Origin of the sequence: Psychrobacter sp. Sarcosine-02u-2, from assembly GCF_002836335.1 — a bacterium.
Taxonomy (GTDB): domain Bacteria; phylum Pseudomonadota; class Gammaproteobacteria; order Pseudomonadales; family Moraxellaceae; genus Psychrobacter; species Psychrobacter faecalis.
Window position 1 is genome coordinate 1 of the sequence record NZ_PJBX01000126.1, and the last position, 15,585, is coordinate 15,585.

General features: G+C 43.9%; 14 protein-coding genes. 7 read left to right on the forward strand and 7 right to left on the reverse strand.

The window, feature by feature from the left end; translation table 11 throughout:
- The first annotated feature begins 233 nt into the window (after positions 1 to 233).
- Together CXF58_RS03760 and CXF58_RS03765 are read left to right on the forward strand one after the other, a co-directional pair.
- Complete coding sequence (locus tag CXF58_RS03760; protein ID WP_102076652.1) at positions 234 to 1,289, forward strand: 5'-nucleotidase; 1,056 nt, start codon at positions 234 to 236, stop codon at positions 1,287 to 1,289.
- 41 nt (positions 1,290 to 1,330) lie between these two features.
- Positions 1,331 to 1,936 (forward strand): rhomboid family intramembrane serine protease, encoded by a 606-nt coding sequence (locus CXF58_RS03765; RefSeq protein WP_102076653.1) that lies wholly within the window; start codon positions 1,331 to 1,333, stop codon positions 1,934 to 1,936.
- On the opposite strand, the gene CXF58_RS03770 is transcribed toward CXF58_RS03765, so the two are convergent.
- From CXF58_RS03770 to CXF58_RS03780, 3 genes are all read right to left on the reverse strand, one after another.
- The gene (locus CXF58_RS03770) at positions 1,933 to 2,478 is read right to left on the reverse strand and encodes a hypothetical protein (protein WP_102076654.1); all 546 of its coding nucleotides are present in this window, start codon (positions 2,476 to 2,478) and stop codon (positions 1,933 to 1,935) included. The two genes, CXF58_RS03765 and CXF58_RS03770, sit on opposite strands and share 4 nt — an antisense overlap.
- 126 nt (positions 2,479 to 2,604) lie before the next feature.
- The gene (locus tag CXF58_RS03775) at positions 2,605 to 4,473 is read right to left on the reverse strand and encodes a sodium:solute symporter family protein (RefSeq protein WP_102076655.1); all 1,869 of its coding nucleotides are present in this window, start codon (positions 4,471 to 4,473) and stop codon (positions 2,605 to 2,607) included.
- Between the two features lie 4 nt (positions 4,474 to 4,477).
- Positions 4,478 to 4,738, reverse strand: coding sequence for a DUF4212 domain-containing protein (locus CXF58_RS03780; protein WP_068406957.1), 261 nt, complete (start codon positions 4,736 to 4,738; stop codon positions 4,478 to 4,480).
- A 794-nt stretch (positions 4,739 to 5,532) separates the two neighbouring features.
- On the opposite strand from CXF58_RS03780, the gene CXF58_RS03785 reads away from it, so the two are divergent.
- A complete protein-coding gene (locus CXF58_RS03785; RefSeq protein WP_102076656.1) occupies positions 5,533 to 7,029 on the forward strand; it encodes an alanine/glycine:cation symporter family protein in 1,497 nt (498 codons plus the stop codon).
- Positions 7,030 to 7,137: 108 nt separating this feature from the next.
- On the opposite strand, the gene CXF58_RS03790 is transcribed toward CXF58_RS03785, so the two are convergent.
- On the reverse strand, positions 7,138 to 8,775 hold the full coding sequence (locus tag CXF58_RS03790; RefSeq protein ID WP_102076667.1) for an electron transfer flavoprotein-ubiquinone oxidoreductase: 1,638 nt from the start codon (positions 8,773 to 8,775) through the stop codon (positions 7,138 to 7,140).
- A gap of 677 nt (positions 8,776 to 9,452) precedes the next feature.
- Here CXF58_RS03790 and CXF58_RS03795 point away from each other — a divergent pair.
- From CXF58_RS03795 to CXF58_RS03810, 4 genes are all read left to right on the forward strand, one after another.
- Positions 9,453 to 10,187 carry a DUF1285 domain-containing protein gene (locus CXF58_RS03795; protein ID WP_416375568.1) on the forward strand — a complete coding sequence of 245 codons (735 nt, stop codon included), beginning with the start codon at positions 9,453 to 9,455 and terminating at the stop codon, positions 10,185 to 10,187.
- A gap of 44 nt (positions 10,188 to 10,231) precedes the next feature.
- Positions 10,232 to 11,245 carry a glutamate racemase gene (gene murI / locus CXF58_RS03800; protein WP_102076658.1) on the forward strand — a complete coding sequence of 338 codons (1,014 nt, stop codon included), beginning with the start codon at positions 10,232 to 10,234 and terminating at the stop codon, positions 11,243 to 11,245.
- Between the two features lie 227 nt (positions 11,246 to 11,472).
- Positions 11,473 to 12,501 carry a DUF4062 domain-containing protein gene (locus CXF58_RS03805; RefSeq protein ID WP_228706532.1) on the forward strand — a complete coding sequence of 343 codons (1,029 nt, stop codon included), beginning with the start codon at positions 11,473 to 11,475 and terminating at the stop codon, positions 12,499 to 12,501.
- A gap of 174 nt (positions 12,502 to 12,675) precedes the next feature.
- A complete protein-coding gene (locus tag CXF58_RS03810) occupies positions 12,676 to 12,972 on the forward strand; it encodes a hypothetical protein (protein ID WP_102076660.1) in 297 nt (98 codons plus the stop codon).
- Positions 12,973 to 13,133: 161 nt separating this feature from the next.
- Here the strand turns inward: CXF58_RS03810 and CXF58_RS03815 are convergent, their stop codons facing one another.
- The 3 genes from CXF58_RS03815 to CXF58_RS14090 form a co-directional block, all read right to left on the reverse strand.
- Positions 13,134 to 14,627, reverse strand: coding sequence for a lytic murein transglycosylase (locus CXF58_RS03815; protein ID WP_102076661.1), 1,494 nt, complete (start codon positions 14,625 to 14,627; stop codon positions 13,134 to 13,136).
- Between the two features lie 217 nt (positions 14,628 to 14,844).
- Positions 14,845 to 15,177, reverse strand: coding sequence for a class I SAM-dependent methyltransferase (locus tag CXF58_RS14085; protein ID WP_267284272.1), 333 nt, complete (start codon positions 15,175 to 15,177; stop codon positions 14,845 to 14,847).
- Entirely contained in the window at positions 15,153 to 15,509 is a 357-nt protein-coding gene (locus tag CXF58_RS14090; protein ID WP_267284273.1) for a class I SAM-dependent methyltransferase, read from the reverse strand. Before CXF58_RS14090 ends, CXF58_RS14085 begins: the two co-directional genes overlap by 25 nt.
- Between the last annotated feature and the right edge of the window lie 76 nt (positions 15,510 to 15,585).

Here is a 15,585-nt window from a genome sequence, read left to right on the forward strand (position 1 = left end):
TGGCTGCGGGGTTTATATAAAAAAATATCGCTTGCCTACTCCAACCAATGCTTACTTTACTTATCTGAAGTTGTAGTCAAGGAATTCTAGAAACGCTATAAGGCGACCGACCGCAGATAGTACATTGAGTACATCCAGGGCGGGTAACACTGTAGCGGTTTAAAAGTGCTCTGACTATATAGTAAAATTCAATTTATTCATTTTCATTCTTAAAAAACATTAAGTAGAAAAATATGGCTGTAGATTTTACCAATACCTTAATTGTTGCGATATCAGCGACGGCTTTATTTGATTTATCAGAATCTGAAAATCATCTGGTAGCGTTATTGCAACAGCGACCTCACGAAGCGATTAAAGAGTTCCGCGACTATATGGCTGAACGTGAAAACGATCCGCTCAGCATCGGTGCTGGCTATCCGCTTATCAAAGCGTTGCTAAATTTAAATAATTATTGCCATGATTGCGAGGCGCAGGACGCAGGTATCGAGACGCCATTGGTAGAAGTGGTTATCGTCTCAAAAAGTAGCCCTGATACAGGTATTCAGGTGCTTAATGCAATTCGTGAACATGGTTTAACCATTTCTCGCTCGGCATTTATATCCGGAAGCCCTATAGCGCCTTATATTAAAGATTTTAATGTGGATTTGTTTTTGACCACCAATCGTGATGACGCTCAGCAAGTTGCCGATGCCAATATTTGTGCCTGTGCGATATTAGATGCCACACCAGTAAATACTTATGAGCTCGATACTAAGCAGCTGCGTATCGCATTTGATGGTGATGCGGTATTGTTTGATGACTCAGGTGAGCTGCTTTATAAACAAAAAGGGTTGCGGGCTTTTCATGAGCGTGAAGCCGAAATGCGGGATTTGCCGATAGAAAAAGGACCTTATGCAGAACTGTTGATTAAGCTGTCAAAAATGCAAGAGCGTTTGCCTGCAAGCTTGCATACTTCTCCCATGAAGATAGCGTTAGTCACTGCTCGTAATGCCCCTGCGGACTTACGGGCGATTAAAACGCTACGTGATTGGGGTGTTGATCTCGACATGGCATTTTTTTTGGGCGGACTTGAAAAGACGGCAGTATTAAAAACCTTTGCGCCACATATCTTCTTTGATGATTCGGTTAAACATATTGATGCCGCGCGTAATTTTATGCCAACGGCGTTGGTTCCTTATCATTCGACCTCTTTGCTGCATGCCAAGAGTGTATTAACGGCAGAAGAAGACACCTCATCATTGTCATTTAAGCCTGTAAAAAGCACATTGTCTTCTGTGAGCGAGCAATAGGGTTTTAATAACATTCAAAGGTTTAAAAGATAAGGTTTGTTATGAAGTGGCAGCAATTATTTAGCTTAATAACGCGCAGAATTAAGCAAGTTTTTGGCTTATATGCGTTTGTTCTTATACCGATGTGGGGCATGTTTTTTCTCAATGAAACACTGCTTTTCGGGCTATGGAATATCTTTGGGATTGTGCCACGGGCGTTAGATTTAGGTAGTATGATTGGGGTAGTTGCGTCATGGACGATGCATGGCAACTTTTCTCACTTACTTGGTAATACGTTGACATTATTACAAATTTTATTTCTGTTCGGACTCTTTGAAAATAATGCTTATCGTACCGTAATTAAATTGATCGTGGCATCAGGATTGGTGACTTGGATTATCGGTTCGCCATTGTCGATTCATATCGGCGCGTCGGGGCTATGTTTTGCGATGCTGGGTTATATGATAGGCGGAGCAGTATTTGCGCGGCGCTGGGGTTATCTGTTTGCTTGTATTGTCATGGGAACTGGTTACTGGTTGACCATCAAACAAGGTTTGATGCCGCAGCAAGGTATCTCATTTGCGGCGCATTTTGGCGGACTATGCGCCGGCTTATTATTGGGGGCAAACTCAAAACATGCTTATACCAGTATCAACACGCGTTATTAAATTTTATTGATACAAACGTTGATATATAACGGATCATTTTTTTCTAATGGCCGCCACTTAGTGGTTTGCTTCACATGCTCATCAATGCTCAGCTTACTATCCTTTTCTTGCAATACGTAATCGGCGCGGGCAGGGGCAGCACAGTCAATAACCTGCAGTACTTGCTGCACACTTCGACGTCGCTCAAACAAATATAAATTCACCAAATAAATATTTGGCGAATCAGCGTTGGCGCGAGCGTGTCCGCTATCAGCGGCGATGAAGCGAAAAGTTTGTGGTTTGATATATGACCAAGGACGAAACCAAGTGCTCTGTTCAACTTTTTTAACCACATGCACGCCGTTAGGTAGTTGCGCAGTTTGCTGCTCGAACCAGCTATATTCTTGGCTGATTTGAAAGCCAAAGATGCCAATCGCACCAAACAATGGAATCAGCCATCTTGGGGCTTTTTTTCCTGCAAGTTTGCTGAGATGAGTTATGATTAGTGCTATCCCAGCCATACCAAATCCGGCAGCTATGGTGGCGATAAACTCAAAAAGCATAAGATTTTTCCTTAACGCCATCAGCGCATTTAAAACCAGTTCATAAAAAGATAAAAAAAACACTCACAAGCAGCTGCTGCCGGTGAGTGACTAGATTACAAATAATAGCACACAATATCGTCTAGATTAGTGATCGATTGCGCCGCCAGCTCCACGTGGAGAACGAACACTTTCAACCAATTCTTGGATATGTGCTGGTGGTGGCGCAGTCGCATAAGAAACGGCGAATGCCACGATAAAGTTCAGTAATGCACCAACCGCACCAAATGATAGTGGTGAGATACCGAACAACCAGTACTCTTCAGTATCAGGGAAGCTGGCTGTACCACTGATAAAGAACCAGCCTTTAAAGATAAAGATATAAACCAAGATACTAACCAAGCCCGTTAACATACCAGCAATAGCGCCAAGGTTGTTAATACGCTTAGAGAAAATACCCATCATCAGTGCAGGGAACAGTGAGGCACCTGCAATACCAAAGGCTAGTGCAACGACCTGTGCGGCAAATCCTGGCGGGTTAATACCAAGCCATGTCGCAACCACAATCGCAATCGCCATCGTGATACGGGCAACTTTTAGCTCGCCTGCATCGGTAATGTTTGGATTTAAGTTACGTTTAATCAAGTCATGACTGATTGCTGATGAGATAGCAAGTAGTAGACCCGCTGCCGTTGAAAGCGCTGCTGCCAAACCACCGGCGGCGATAAGACCAATAACCCAACCTGGTAGCTGTGCAATTTCCGGATTGGCCAATACTAAGATATCAGCGTTGACATCAAGCTCATTACCTTCCCAGCCTCTATCGACAAAGATACCATCACGCTCTAAAGCATGTTCAGCTTTTGCTTCTTCAACCGCCGCCGTCGTTGCCGCAACATCACCGCCGTCAGTAGTGGCAGCCGCTGCTGCGAGCTCAGCTGCACCAAGTCCGCTATCACTATAGAACTGGATACGACCATCGTTATTTAAATCGTTATATTTAATAAGACCCGTGTCTTCCCACGTTCTCATCCAGTCTGGGCGTTGATCGTACTCGATAGCAGGCTCTTCAACACCTTGTGGATAGATAGTATCGATTAGGTTTAGACGCGCCATTGCACCTACCGCAGGGGCAGTGAAGTATAGTAGCGAGATGAAAACCAATGTCCAACCAGCCGTCCAGCGCGCATCCGCAACTTTAGGAACGGTGAAAAAGCGAATGATAACGTGCGGTAAGCCTGCGGTACCAATCATCAGTGATAAAGTGAATAGCACCATGTTTAGCTTGTTTGGCACGTCAGCAGTATAAGCGGTAAAGCCCAAGTCGACGACGATTTGATCAAGCTTAGCTAAGATAGGAATACCGGCTTCCACATGGTTTGAGAACAAACCAAGACCCGGAATCGGATTGCCTGTCAGCTCAAGTGAGATAAATACGGCAGGAATGGTATAAGCAATCATCAGAACAATATACTGCGCAACCTGCGTGTAGGTAATCCCTTTCATACCACCAAGTACGGCGTAGAAGAAGACGACGACCGCGGCAATAATCAGACCGGTGGTATTATCCACTTCTAAGAAGCGTGAGAATGCTACCCCAGCGCCGGTCATCTGACCGATAACGTAAGTGGTTGAGGCAATAATCAAACAAACCACGGCAATCATCGCTGCGGTCTTAGAATAAAAACGGTCGCCAATAAAATCTGGAACCGTGAACTTACCAAATTTACGTAGGTAAGGCGCAAGCAGCATGGCCAGTAGAACGTAACCACCCGTCCAACCCATCAAGTAAGTTGAGGCCGCATAGCCGCCAGTAGCAATAATACCTGCCATCGAGATAAATGATGCCGCACTCATCCAATCAGCAGCCGTTGCCATACCGTTTACTACAGGATGGACGCCGCCGCCAGCAACATAAAACTCACTGGTTGAACCTGCACGTGCCCACCATGCAATACCGAAGTATAAAGCGAAAGATAGACCTACAAAAATAATATTAATCGTAAATTGACTCATAGGGCTATTCCTCGTCTACACCATATTGTTTATCTAACTTATTCATACGCCACGCGTAGAAGAAAATTAAAATGATAAATACGCCAATGGAACCTTGCTGAGCGAACCAAAATCCTAGGTCAGTACCGCCTATTCGAATCCCTGTTAATAATGGACGAAATAAAATACCGAAACCGTATGAACAGAGGGCCCAAATAACAAGGCAACCTATAATGAGACGGATATTGGCACGCCAATAACCAGATGGATCGTTGTGGTTTTCCATAGGACAACTCCTTTTGTCTTGCCTAAAAACATAATATTTGATTTGAGCTTAATGAGTTATTCTTGTCTATCGCTTCAAGCGAAATTGTGTCTATAAAAAAACCATCCTATAGACGATTCATACAAAATGACTCAACAGCTTAGCTGAAAAAATGCGCACAAATGAAAAATAATAAAAACCAAATACTAAAACGTGAACCAGTCATAAAGCGATTTAGTAGTCATTTATTTAACATTAAGCTGACTTAATCAAATAAACGACATCATAAATGCTAGGGTTTTTAAGAGTGTCTTGCAGAAAAAAAGGGGATTTATCGAGGAAAAACGATGAAGGTCAACAATCCGCTGTCTTTTTACGATCCCGTCTTCCTGACAAGAGTCTTAAAGTTGTTAATACGTTAGTCATTCATGCCAATAAATCAATATCAACCGAATGCTAATATCTATAAAATCTACTCTATCGTAGTTAAAAAACGTGGTCGGTAATAAAGTAGACTTCTATAAGTGTTTAGAATATTTAATCTTACTAAGATCGTACGATAAATGTCTAACCAATGCTACTGATTTGTTACATTCCCCATTCTATAGGACTTCAATAGGAAGTAACATTTATTTCAGAAATAGTTTTTTTAACTTAATAACCAAATTTGATAGTAGTAGGTGTCTTAATCTCTATAGAATGCACACGGCATCTTATTAGTAGAGATTTTTAGCTGAATTATGAGCGGTATAATTAGTTAAATGTGTTTCTATATAAAAATAAGTAACATTTATAAACGTAAGTGAGGAGTAGGTATGAGTGACGGCATAGCAGGCTGGTTTAATAACATCGTGAATTACGGCGTTAGTATTATCTGGGGTAATAACGATTGGTTAATCGCCAGCAATCCTTGGTATGGATTGTTGATGTTTGTGTTGATTGGGGCTGGTCTATATTTTACCGTTGCTACGCGTTTTATTCAGTTTCGTCACTTTGGTCATATGTGGCAGTTATTACGGGTGTCAAACCAAGGCCGTAAAGATGGCGGTATCAGCTCGTTTGAGGCGCTGATGACGTCTTTAGCGGCGCGCGTCGGTACCGGTAATCTAGCAGGGGTGGCAATTGCCATTTATCTTGGTGGACCGGGCGCGGTATTTTGGATGTGGATGACGGCGCTCGTCGGTATGTCGACCAGTTTTATCGAGTCAACCTTAGCCCAAGCCTATAAAGTGCCGCATAATGACAATGTTTACCGCGGTGGACCGGCTTACTATATCGAAAAAGGTTTGGGCAAGCGCTGGCTGGCGATATTTTTCTCGCTTTGCCTGCTGGTTGCGTTTGGTTTGGCGTTCAATGGCGTGCAGTCGAATACGATTGCGCAGGCGACCAATGAAGCGTTTGGTGTTCCAACGTGGATGACAGGGTTAATACTGGTCGCGCTCGTCGCCCCAGTGGTATTTGGCGGACTACGCTCGGTTGCGCGTATTGCAGGTAAAATCGTGCCAGTCATGGCGATTCTTTATATCTTGTTGGCGCTTTATATTATTATCACCAACTTTAGCGAATTCCCAGCAGCCGTTGCCTTGATTGTAAAATCAGCCTTTGGCTTTGAGCAAGCGGCGGGCGGTGTGATTGGTTATGGTATTGCGCAGGCAATGATTAACGGTATCAAACGCGGTTTGTTTTCGAACGAAGCGGGTATGGGTTCAGCGCCCAATGCCGCAGCGACGGCAAAAAGCCATCCTGACCATCCAGCGGTGCAAGGCTTTATGCAAATGCTCGGTGTCTTTATGGATACGCTGGTTATCTGTACGGCAACCGCGGCGATTATTATACTTTCAGGTGTCGTTGATCCAAATGTCGAACAAGAAGGTATTCAATTAACCCAGTTAGCACTGTCGCAGTACGTGGGCGATATGGGTGTGATTTTCGTTGCGATTGCAATTTTCTTTTTCTCGTTTACCTCTATCATTGCCAACTACAGTTATGGCGAGTCCAATCTTGAGTTTATCTCTGGTGAAAAAAATGCCAAAGTCATGATTATGATTTTCCGTTTTATGGTTTTAGGCATGGTATTTGTTGGCGCTATTGCTAGCTTACCTGCTATTTGGAACTTCGCTGACTTATCAATGGGTCTCATGGCGCTCGTCAACTTGATAGCAATTTTAATCTTGTCGCCAGTGGCGCTTAGAATTTTGCGTGATTATGAAAGACAAATCAAAGAAGGCAAAACCGGCGAGCAAATCAAATTTGACCCCGATGATTTTGTGAAACTAAAAGATGAAGCCAACCGTGATGCGTGGACTGATTAGATCTTTTTGGTAAGCTAAAAAGTTATGCTGTCGAAGCTATAAATATAAAAAAACCGCCCTTATATTAAGAGCGGTTTTTTATTAAGCCATAATTATATCAAACATGATTTACATGTTTGGATAGTTAGGACCGCCGCCACCTTCTGGCGTTACCCAAGTAATGTTCTGTGACGGGTCTTTGATATCACAGGTCTTACAATGCACACAGTTTTGCGCATTGATAACAAACTTAGCACCTTCGGCATCTTTCACCACTTCATAAACGCCAGCTGGGCAATACAGACGCGCAGGCTCAGCATATAGAGGTAAGTTGATTGAAACAGGCACCGTAGGATCGGTGAGTTTTAGATGCGACGGTTGGTCTTCGGCATGGTTGGTGTTGGAGATAAAGACTGATGACAGCTTATCAAATATCAGTTTACCATCTGGCTTAGGATAGGTTGGCTGATAAGCATGCGCCGCACGCTCTAGCTGATCATAATCTCTCTTATTATCATGAATAGTCAAAGGCATTTTACCGCCAAGCAAATTTTGCTCGATAAAGGTAAAGGCGCCGCCCATCCATTGACCCATACGGTGCATGGCTGGGGCAAAGTTACGCGCTTCGTAGTTGTCTTGATACAGCCATGATTCTTTATACATGGTGCTATAAGCAACCACATCGTCATACTCACGGCCTGCTTGCAATGCTTCAAAAATCGCTTCAGCCGCCAACATACCTGACTTCATTGAGGTGTGCGTACCTTTGATCTTGGCAGGGTTTAAGAAACCTGCATCATCACCAACCAACACGCCACCTGGGAAGGTGAATTTTGGTAAGGAGTTTAAGCCGCCTTTGGTCAACGCACGCGCGCCGTATGACAGGCGTTTGCCACCTTCTAAGACGTTGCGAATGACTGGATGCAGTTTTAGGCGCTGCATCTCATCAAATGGTGACATATAAGGGTTTGAGTACGATAGGTCGATGACCATACCAAAGCTGACTTGATTGTTTTCATCGAAGTATAACCACCAACCGCCAGATGAGCCGGTATCCGTTAATGGCCAACCTGAACCATGCATGACCACGCCTTGCTCGTGCTTCTCTGGGCTGACTTCCCATAGCTCTTTTAGACCGATACCATAATGCTGAGGGTCTGAGTCTTTATCAAGCGCGAAACGGCTGATGAGGCGCTTGCCCAAATGTCCACGGCAACCTTCGGCAAAGATGGTATATTTACCTAGCAGCTCGTAACCTGGCTCAAAGCTCGGCTTGGCTTCACCATTGGCAGCTACGCCCATGTCGCCGGTCAAAACCCCTCTTACCGAACCGTCATCATTATATAAAATCTCATCGGCAGCAAAGCCTGGGAACATCATGACTTCAAGCTCTTCTGCTTGCTCAGCTAACCAGCGAACGACGTTGCCCAATGAGACAATGTAGTTACCTTCATTGTGCATGCTGGCAGGTACGATAGAATCAGGGAGCTTGGTTGCTTTGGTCGCAGAACCAAGCATATAAACGCGGTCTTCAATGGCAGGTACGTTTAGTGGCGCGCCTTTTTCTTTCCAATCTGGTATCAGCTCGTTTAAGGCGCGCGGCTCAATAACCGCACCAGATAAGGTGTGCGCACCAAACTCTGAGCCTTTTTCGACCACACAAACCATAAATTCTTCATTGCCCGCTGCAAGAGCAAGCTGACGCAGACGAATGGCCGCTGATAAACCCGCTGGGCCGCCGCCGACGATGATGACATCAAATTCCATTGATTCACGTTCGATTTCAGGCTCAGTAGTTTCTGGTTCTACGGCTGGCTCGGGCGTTGCTTCTGTTGCAGTAGTGGCTTCTACTGGCTCAGCGGCAACTTCTGTCGCCTCAGTTGCAGCGCTTTCTTCAGTAGTGGCGACTTCTTCTACGGCTACATCAGTATGTGCGATGTCGCTATTTACAGTGTCGTTACTGACAGTGTCATTATTAACAACGTCGTTGCTAACAGTGTCATTATCAACAACAGGCTTTTGATTGTCTTGCTCTTGCATACCTACTCCTAAACTTTTAGTGGCTTATCTCAGGGCATCATTAGCTTAACAATTGAATAATAAAGCTTGCGGCGCTAACGTTACTCAGACATATGGCTGCCCGATAAGAACTGTCTTTGCGGCATCAATTGACGACGTTAAGCGTACAAAGATTGACGTAAAATCTAGCACCCATAACGTAAAATGTGTTGTTAATTCAACACCCACTGAACCATTGCAAATAAATAATCGTTACTCATTATAAAAGAAAAGTCCTACAAACACGATACGCATTTCTGGGTATCAATGTTAAGGTAAGAGGGAAATAATGGGGGTACAATGACGATAGGCTTTCATCATACCCGAAACAAAAATTTATAGTAATAATAGATGTGCCAAACTTTGATTACTACATAAAGGATTTTATGATGAATGACGATAATAAAAACGACAATTCTAATGATAAAGATAGCCTCAAAGTCACGAATGACAAGGTATCTGCGCCAAATGGTATGGATGCTTTGAGTCAGTATTTTAAGTCAGCGCCAAGTATACGCGAAGGGCGCGCTATACCGCCGCTTGAGAACTGGCATCCTGAGCAAGTAACGGACATGGATCTAACCATCAAAGCCAACGGCGAGTGGTGGCACGAAGGCGGGCACATGACCCGTCAGTCATTAGTCAGTTTGTTTGCCACTATTTTGTGGAAAGAAGAAAATAATGGCGCGGTTGAGTATTTTTTAAAGACACCGGTACAAAAACTGCGTATCCACGTAGAAGATGCGCCGTTACTGATTAACGATGTTGGTATCGTTGAAGAACAAGGTGAAAGCTGGCTAGAATTTACGACCACCACCGGTGATGTAGTGCGTTTAGATGATGAACATCCGATTAGTTTGCGTGCTTATACAATGAAAGACTCTGATGACAATAGCCATTCTGGCAAAAGTAAGAATAAAGAAGACAATGAAAGTGCAGAAAGCCCTACGCAAATTCGTCCTTATATGACGGTACGAAACGGCTTAGAAGCATTGATTGGACGTAACGCTTTTTATCATTTAACAGAAATTGGTGAATTGACAGAGCGTGAAGGTGAGACGATACTAACGCTGCAAAGTGGCGATAACGCTTATACATTATCAATGCCATTAGATTCATAATAGACTATATTTAATACTTATATAAGAACGGCGGTAAGATAGCAATGAAGGTTGCCGTAAAAGCAGTGCCTGATAATACAAGCCTTGATGGTGTTGATATTGTTGATAGCCTTGAGACGCACAAAACCACATTTATTAATGATAGTTTTAAAACGCTTAAAGCAGATGATAGCGTGATAAATAACGCGCTTAAAAAGGAACGCAGTGCGCCAATCGGCTTGTTCGATTCGGGCGTCGGCGGCTTGTCAGTTTATCTACATCTGGCTCAGCAATTACCGCATGAGCGTTACGTTTATTATGCCGATACCTTGCATGTACCGTATGGCAATCGTGATAGTGAAGACATTAAAGCCTTAACGCTCGCTGCAGTGGCATGGCTATACCAACAAGGCTGCAAGCTTATCGTTATCGCCTGTAATAGTGCTTCGGCGTATGCGTTAGAGACTGCCAGACGCTATTATCCGCAGCTGCTTATTGTTGGTCTAGTGCCTGCTTTAAAACCTGCGGTATTGGCCAGCAAAACTCATCACGTAGCCGTATTGGCAACGAAAGCGACGTTAAACGGTGCGTTACTAAATGACGTCATTACGAATGTTGCCATTCCTCATGCCACCAGAGTCTCCAAATACTTTGACCCAAACTTAGTCCCTTGGGTTGAGTCAGGTATGCCTAAAGACAGCAAAACGGCTCAGGATTTACGCCTGCAATTGCAGCAATTTTCGCAAGATGGCGTCGATCAGTTGGTATTAGGCTGTACCCATTATCCATTTTTTAAAGCGTTTTTACGCCAAGAAATTACTCAGCAGCAGTTAGCGCTACATATTGTCGATTCGGGGCATGCAATCGCTGAGCGCGTTAATCAGCTGTTAATATCAGATCAGTTATTAGCATTACCCGTTAAGGTATCAGCTAATGAAGCGTTAAATGACCTAGCGACCGCTATAGATATACCGCCGGCTTTGACTTTTTACGCGACTAGGTACGATGAGCAGCTCGGCGCTGTGGTGCGACGTTTATTGGGTAAACAGTCTCGTATACAGTATATTCTTTCGCCTTAAGCCCTTTTGTTTTAGTCTAATAGGGTTTTTTGTCTGTGCAATAGAGAGGTAGCTGTTATAATCCCGCAATATATTAGTGGAATTAGCAATAAATTAAACGTATTCGCGTAATATTATGCTAGGCTAGTATTTGCCAAACAGAATATTAGACAGGCTCTGATGCTATCGCTTTTCGATAACAATCGAGATAACTTTCATTTATATGACTAATAAGTTTAGAGGTGATTGTGTCAAACCGTCGCTATCATATTCACGTCATATGCGCTGACAACGACCAACTGTTGGTTTTAGACAGTGTGGCGATGTTTTTCCAAGGCCGCGCATTTTTAACCTATGACGTTTCTAGCAAATTACCCAAAGCGGCGTTATATGGTCGCCAGTGTATCGATGCTTGCGATTATACGCTGATGATAATCGGTGATAGCTATGGCACGGCGCAAAATACTGGTGTCAGTCAAATGCATTTGAGCTATCTCAATGCCAAAGCCAAGCTCAAACCCTTGTTAATATTGGTCAAAAGTCATCATAACGAGGTCAATATCAGTCGGCAGCTGCAAGAATTCACCAACATGGTGACCAAAAAAGCCGATAAGATTTATTACTATGAAACAGAAAATGATATCGAGCAGCTACTCATTCAGGCCTTCTATAAAATGGTCGCCAATCATGAAGTAGGGGACGGCTGGGTAAGAGTGAGCGACGAGCTGATGAAAGCCAATAAATCGGCACTGGCCGAAGAAACGGCTACGAGCTTTTCTACCAAGAAAGCCAAACTTACCCAATCTCGCCCTGCTGTTACCGATCATTTAGCAGCCGATAGTGTCAGCAAGCCACTGGTGCTGACAGACACTTTTGAGATTCAGTACAAAGCCCAAGCCTATGAAGGCGGTAATTTAACCGACGTCACCCGCCCTATGACTTTATCGTGGCAAGAAATGCTCATCGCCTTAATAAAAATACCGGCTACCTTTTCAAGCTATGGTTTACAGAGCGCCATTAATCGCTTAATCGCAGTCAAAGCTGAAACAGATATCAAAAATGACATGCCAAATGTTCACGCGGTGGCACGTTGTCAGGTTTATCAATATGACTTAAACCAATTACAGCGGCAGTTGGTGGCGGCTAACTGGATTCAACTCACCACCTATGGCACGCGCGTGTCGCAGGAGCTATGGAAACTCACCTTTTATGCGAAGAGCTTATTAACAGACAGTAATACCACCATACCTAATGCGCCAACTTTACCGCTTAGCTAGGGCAAGCGCTCTCTGTTCTATTTATAATTCTCATTGATAAAAAATCCATTTATAAGCCACCGCTTACCCTTTGTAATACAAAGCATACGTCTCTGTAGTTGTGAAGCTGAGCAATACCCGTAATAATAAGCGTATAAATACATAATAATGCTTAATAATTAGGGAGAACGAACAATGAGTGATGCCAATAAAAATTTAAATAGTGAACTAACCAGCTTAGAAGAAACCATGCTTGAAGCCGACCAGTTTCGTACGCTCGAAGAACAAGTCGCCGATATGAAGCGCCGCGGCATCGACCCAACCCAAGCCTATAAGGACTTGGATAGAAAGGAAGAAGATGCTGACTGGGGTGATGCGACGTGGAAAGAAAACGGTAAATGGAAACCAAAAACGCCTGCGGATTTAGATGACAAAGCCCGCGAAAATTGGGATGGCGATAATGGCAAACCAAATCCGCCACCTGTTATCTAGTAGGTATTATTTAACAAAATAATAGAATGATGACCGTATTTTTTCCAATTTATTCAATTCATTTAATAAAAAAGCCACGCTCATTTGCGTGGCTTTTTTATTAGTCGCTAATACATGCTTGTAGATACTAAATAAATCATTCCTTAGCTTAGCTTAGCTAATTATGAACCTTCATCGACACGTACAAGCTTTATCGTACCATCAGGACTGGTAACCCGGCGATAACGCGTATTGCCCGATGAGGTTGATGGTCTAACGGTTGGCTGCACAGACGGCTGTACCGAGTAAGGATTAGAGTTTGAGCTGCCAGTTTGCTGTTGAATCAATTGCCCCATACGGTCTGCAGGCGCAGGGTTTAAAGGACGACTGTTTGCTGGTTGTCCGTACGGATTGCCATATTGGGAAGTGCTTGCAGCACTATTACCAACGATGGCGCGATAAAATTTTTGTCCGGCGCGTCCATCGGCTGGAAAGATGCCATGGCTTGATTGATATTGCTGAATCGCCGTACGCGTATTATCACCAATGATACCGTCCACTTCGCCAATATCGTAGCCTGCATTTAATAATGCTTGCTGGATATCTTTAGATTGCTGACGGCTAATACCAGGGTCGTCCGTCGGCCAGGCAGTGACAAAGTCGGTTTTGCTGCTGTCTTCACGCGCGATTAAGTCTGATAAGTGGGCAATTGCTAAAGCATAATTTTCTGAAGCGTTATACGAATAAAACGTGTCGAAGTTTTTACCCACCAAGAATGCTGGGCCATCAGTGCCGGCTGGTAATAATAAACCTGCGCTGCCCAAGGTAGAAGGCAGAGGGCTGCCGTTCGCCAATGTCAGCCCTTGATTGCGCCAATGGCTGATAGATTTTTTGTCTTTACGGTTTGATGCGCCCCAAAAACCACTCGGCAGTTTGACTTCATAACCCCATGGCTCGCCGGTACGGTAACCACGTTTGTCCAAAAAGTTGGCAGTAGAGGCGAGCGCATCAGGGACGCTATTAACCAAGTCGCGGCGGCCATCACCATCGAAATCGACAGCCAGTTCTAAAAAGGTACTTGGCATAAACTGCGTTTGCCCAAATGCACCCGCCCATGAACCGGTCATATCACTGGGTGCGATATCGCCATTTTGGACGATTTTTAGCGCATTGGCATATTCGCCTTGGAAGTAGCTTTGACGACGATCAAAACATGACAGCGTCGCTAAAGATTCAAACAAGGGCTTTTTACCCAATGTCTGACCAAAGTTTGACTCCACGCCCCATACGCCCAGTACATGCTCAGCTTTGACCCCATAGCGCGATTCAATGCGGCGCAAGGTATCTGCCCATTGGGGCTTAGCCCGAATACCATCTTCGACCCGCTCTTTATCTACCAATGATGACAAATAATCCCAAACGTCCTTTTGAAATTCAGGCTGGTAATTGAGTGACTGAATCACACTAGGGTCAGGCTGGCTTGGACGATAGTTATTAAACGTATAGCTATCGACGCCGCGGAATTTACTAGAGTTTTTTAAACCATCTAAGCACTGTTGAAACTGGCTATTAGATAGGTCTGGTGCTGGTGGTTTGGCCGCTTGCGCAGTACTGGCAAAGCTGAGGCCAATCGCGATGCTAAGTAGCGATAACGTAGAGGTCGAAGAAAAACGCATGGAAATATCCTATAAACATCGAAATAGTCATTGAAAGAGAACAAAGCTGAATTAAGCAGTATGAACTTAGAGTAACCAATCTCAATAGTAAAGAAAAGGTATCGAAGCACTCAGTTACTATAAATTGACGTGAGCGTGAGGTTAAGAGAGGGTTTGGCTATCCTGTTGAAGCAAGCTTTAGCGCTTTTTCGTGGTTTAGCTCCAATGAATAAGTTGATTAAGAATTTAATAACCAAACCTGTTCAGTTACGGCTAGCTCAGATGCCGCATTAAGGGTTGATGACTGGTTTTCAAGCTCGATAATTTTATAGTCGGTATCATAATACTGCTGTAACTGCTGCTGACTAATCGAAAAAGGCGGGCCGTCTTTTTTACTTTGGTCATAGTTTAGGGTGATTAATAGTTGTGGCGCATGATTGCTAAGTTTGACTATTTGCGCACTATAATCAGCACGCATCGTTGCTGGCAAGGCTATCAATGCTGCTCTATCATAAACGGCATTAATCTTGCCTATATCTGTGGCGCTCAGGGCAAAATATCTGCTGCCCATAAAGTAATGGTTTGCCCAGCTAGCTGACCCTGATAGCGTTTTAAAATGGCGTTATCAGTAACGCTCTTAAATTCAGTAATAGTAGGGATAACCTTTTGCTCAACAAAGAACGCTTGCACAGCAGTTTCCACCAGCTCGACGCCAACGACGTCGTAGCCTGCGTGCGCAAGCCATACCATATCAACTGATTTACCGCATAAAGGTACCAAGACTTGGCCACTGATGGGCACTGCGAGCTCAGAAAAATACTCAATTAGTTGAGGATTGACGTCAGACTTATGAAAGCCAATACGTCCGTCTTGCCAGCGCTGTTGCCAAAATTTAGAATCCATACCTTTATTCCTAACCTATCTATACTTTAGATGTTTGATATTATCATACCGCTAAACGCAATAAAAAAGCCAAGCG

Coding starts and splice junctions, on each gene's coding strand:
- CXF58_RS03760 (WP_102076652.1), top strand. CDS start 234: ATGGCTGTAGATTTTACCAATACCTTAATTGTTGCGATATCAGCGACG.
- CXF58_RS03765 (WP_102076653.1), top strand. CDS start 1,331: ATGAAGTGGCAGCAATTATTTAGCTTAATAACGCGCAGAATTAAGCAA.
- CXF58_RS03770 (WP_102076654.1), bottom strand. CDS start 2,478: ATGCTTTTTGAGTTTATCGCCACCATAGCTGCCGGATTTGGTATGGCT.
- CXF58_RS03775 (WP_102076655.1), bottom strand. CDS start 4,473: ATGAGTCAATTTACGATTAATATTATTTTTGTAGGTCTATCTTTCGCT.
- CXF58_RS03780 (WP_068406957.1), bottom strand. CDS start 4,738: ATGGAAAACCACAACGATCCATCTGGTTATTGGCGTGCCAATATCCGT.
- CXF58_RS03785 (WP_102076656.1), top strand. CDS start 5,533: ATGAGTGACGGCATAGCAGGCTGGTTTAATAACATCGTGAATTACGGC.
- CXF58_RS03790 (WP_102076667.1), bottom strand. CDS start 8,775: ATGGAATTTGATGTCATCATCGTCGGCGGCGGCCCAGCGGGTTTATCA.
- CXF58_RS03795 (WP_416375568.1), top strand. CDS start 9,453: ATGATGAATGACGATAATAAAAACGACAATTCTAATGATAAAGATAGC.
- murI (WP_102076658.1), top strand. CDS start 10,232: ATGAAGGTTGCCGTAAAAGCAGTGCCTGATAATACAAGCCTTGATGGT.
- CXF58_RS03810 (WP_102076660.1), top strand. CDS start 12,676: ATGAGTGATGCCAATAAAAATTTAAATAGTGAACTAACCAGCTTAGAA.
- CXF58_RS03815 (WP_102076661.1), bottom strand. CDS start 14,627: ATGCGTTTTTCTTCGACCTCTACGTTATCGCTACTTAGCATCGCGATT.
- CXF58_RS14085 (WP_267284272.1), bottom strand. CDS start 15,177: ATGGGCAGCAGATATTTTGCCCTGAGCGCCACAGATATAGGCAAGATT.
- CXF58_RS14090 (WP_267284273.1), bottom strand. CDS start 15,509: ATGGATTCTAAATTTTGGCAACAGCGCTGGCAAGACGGACGTATTGGC.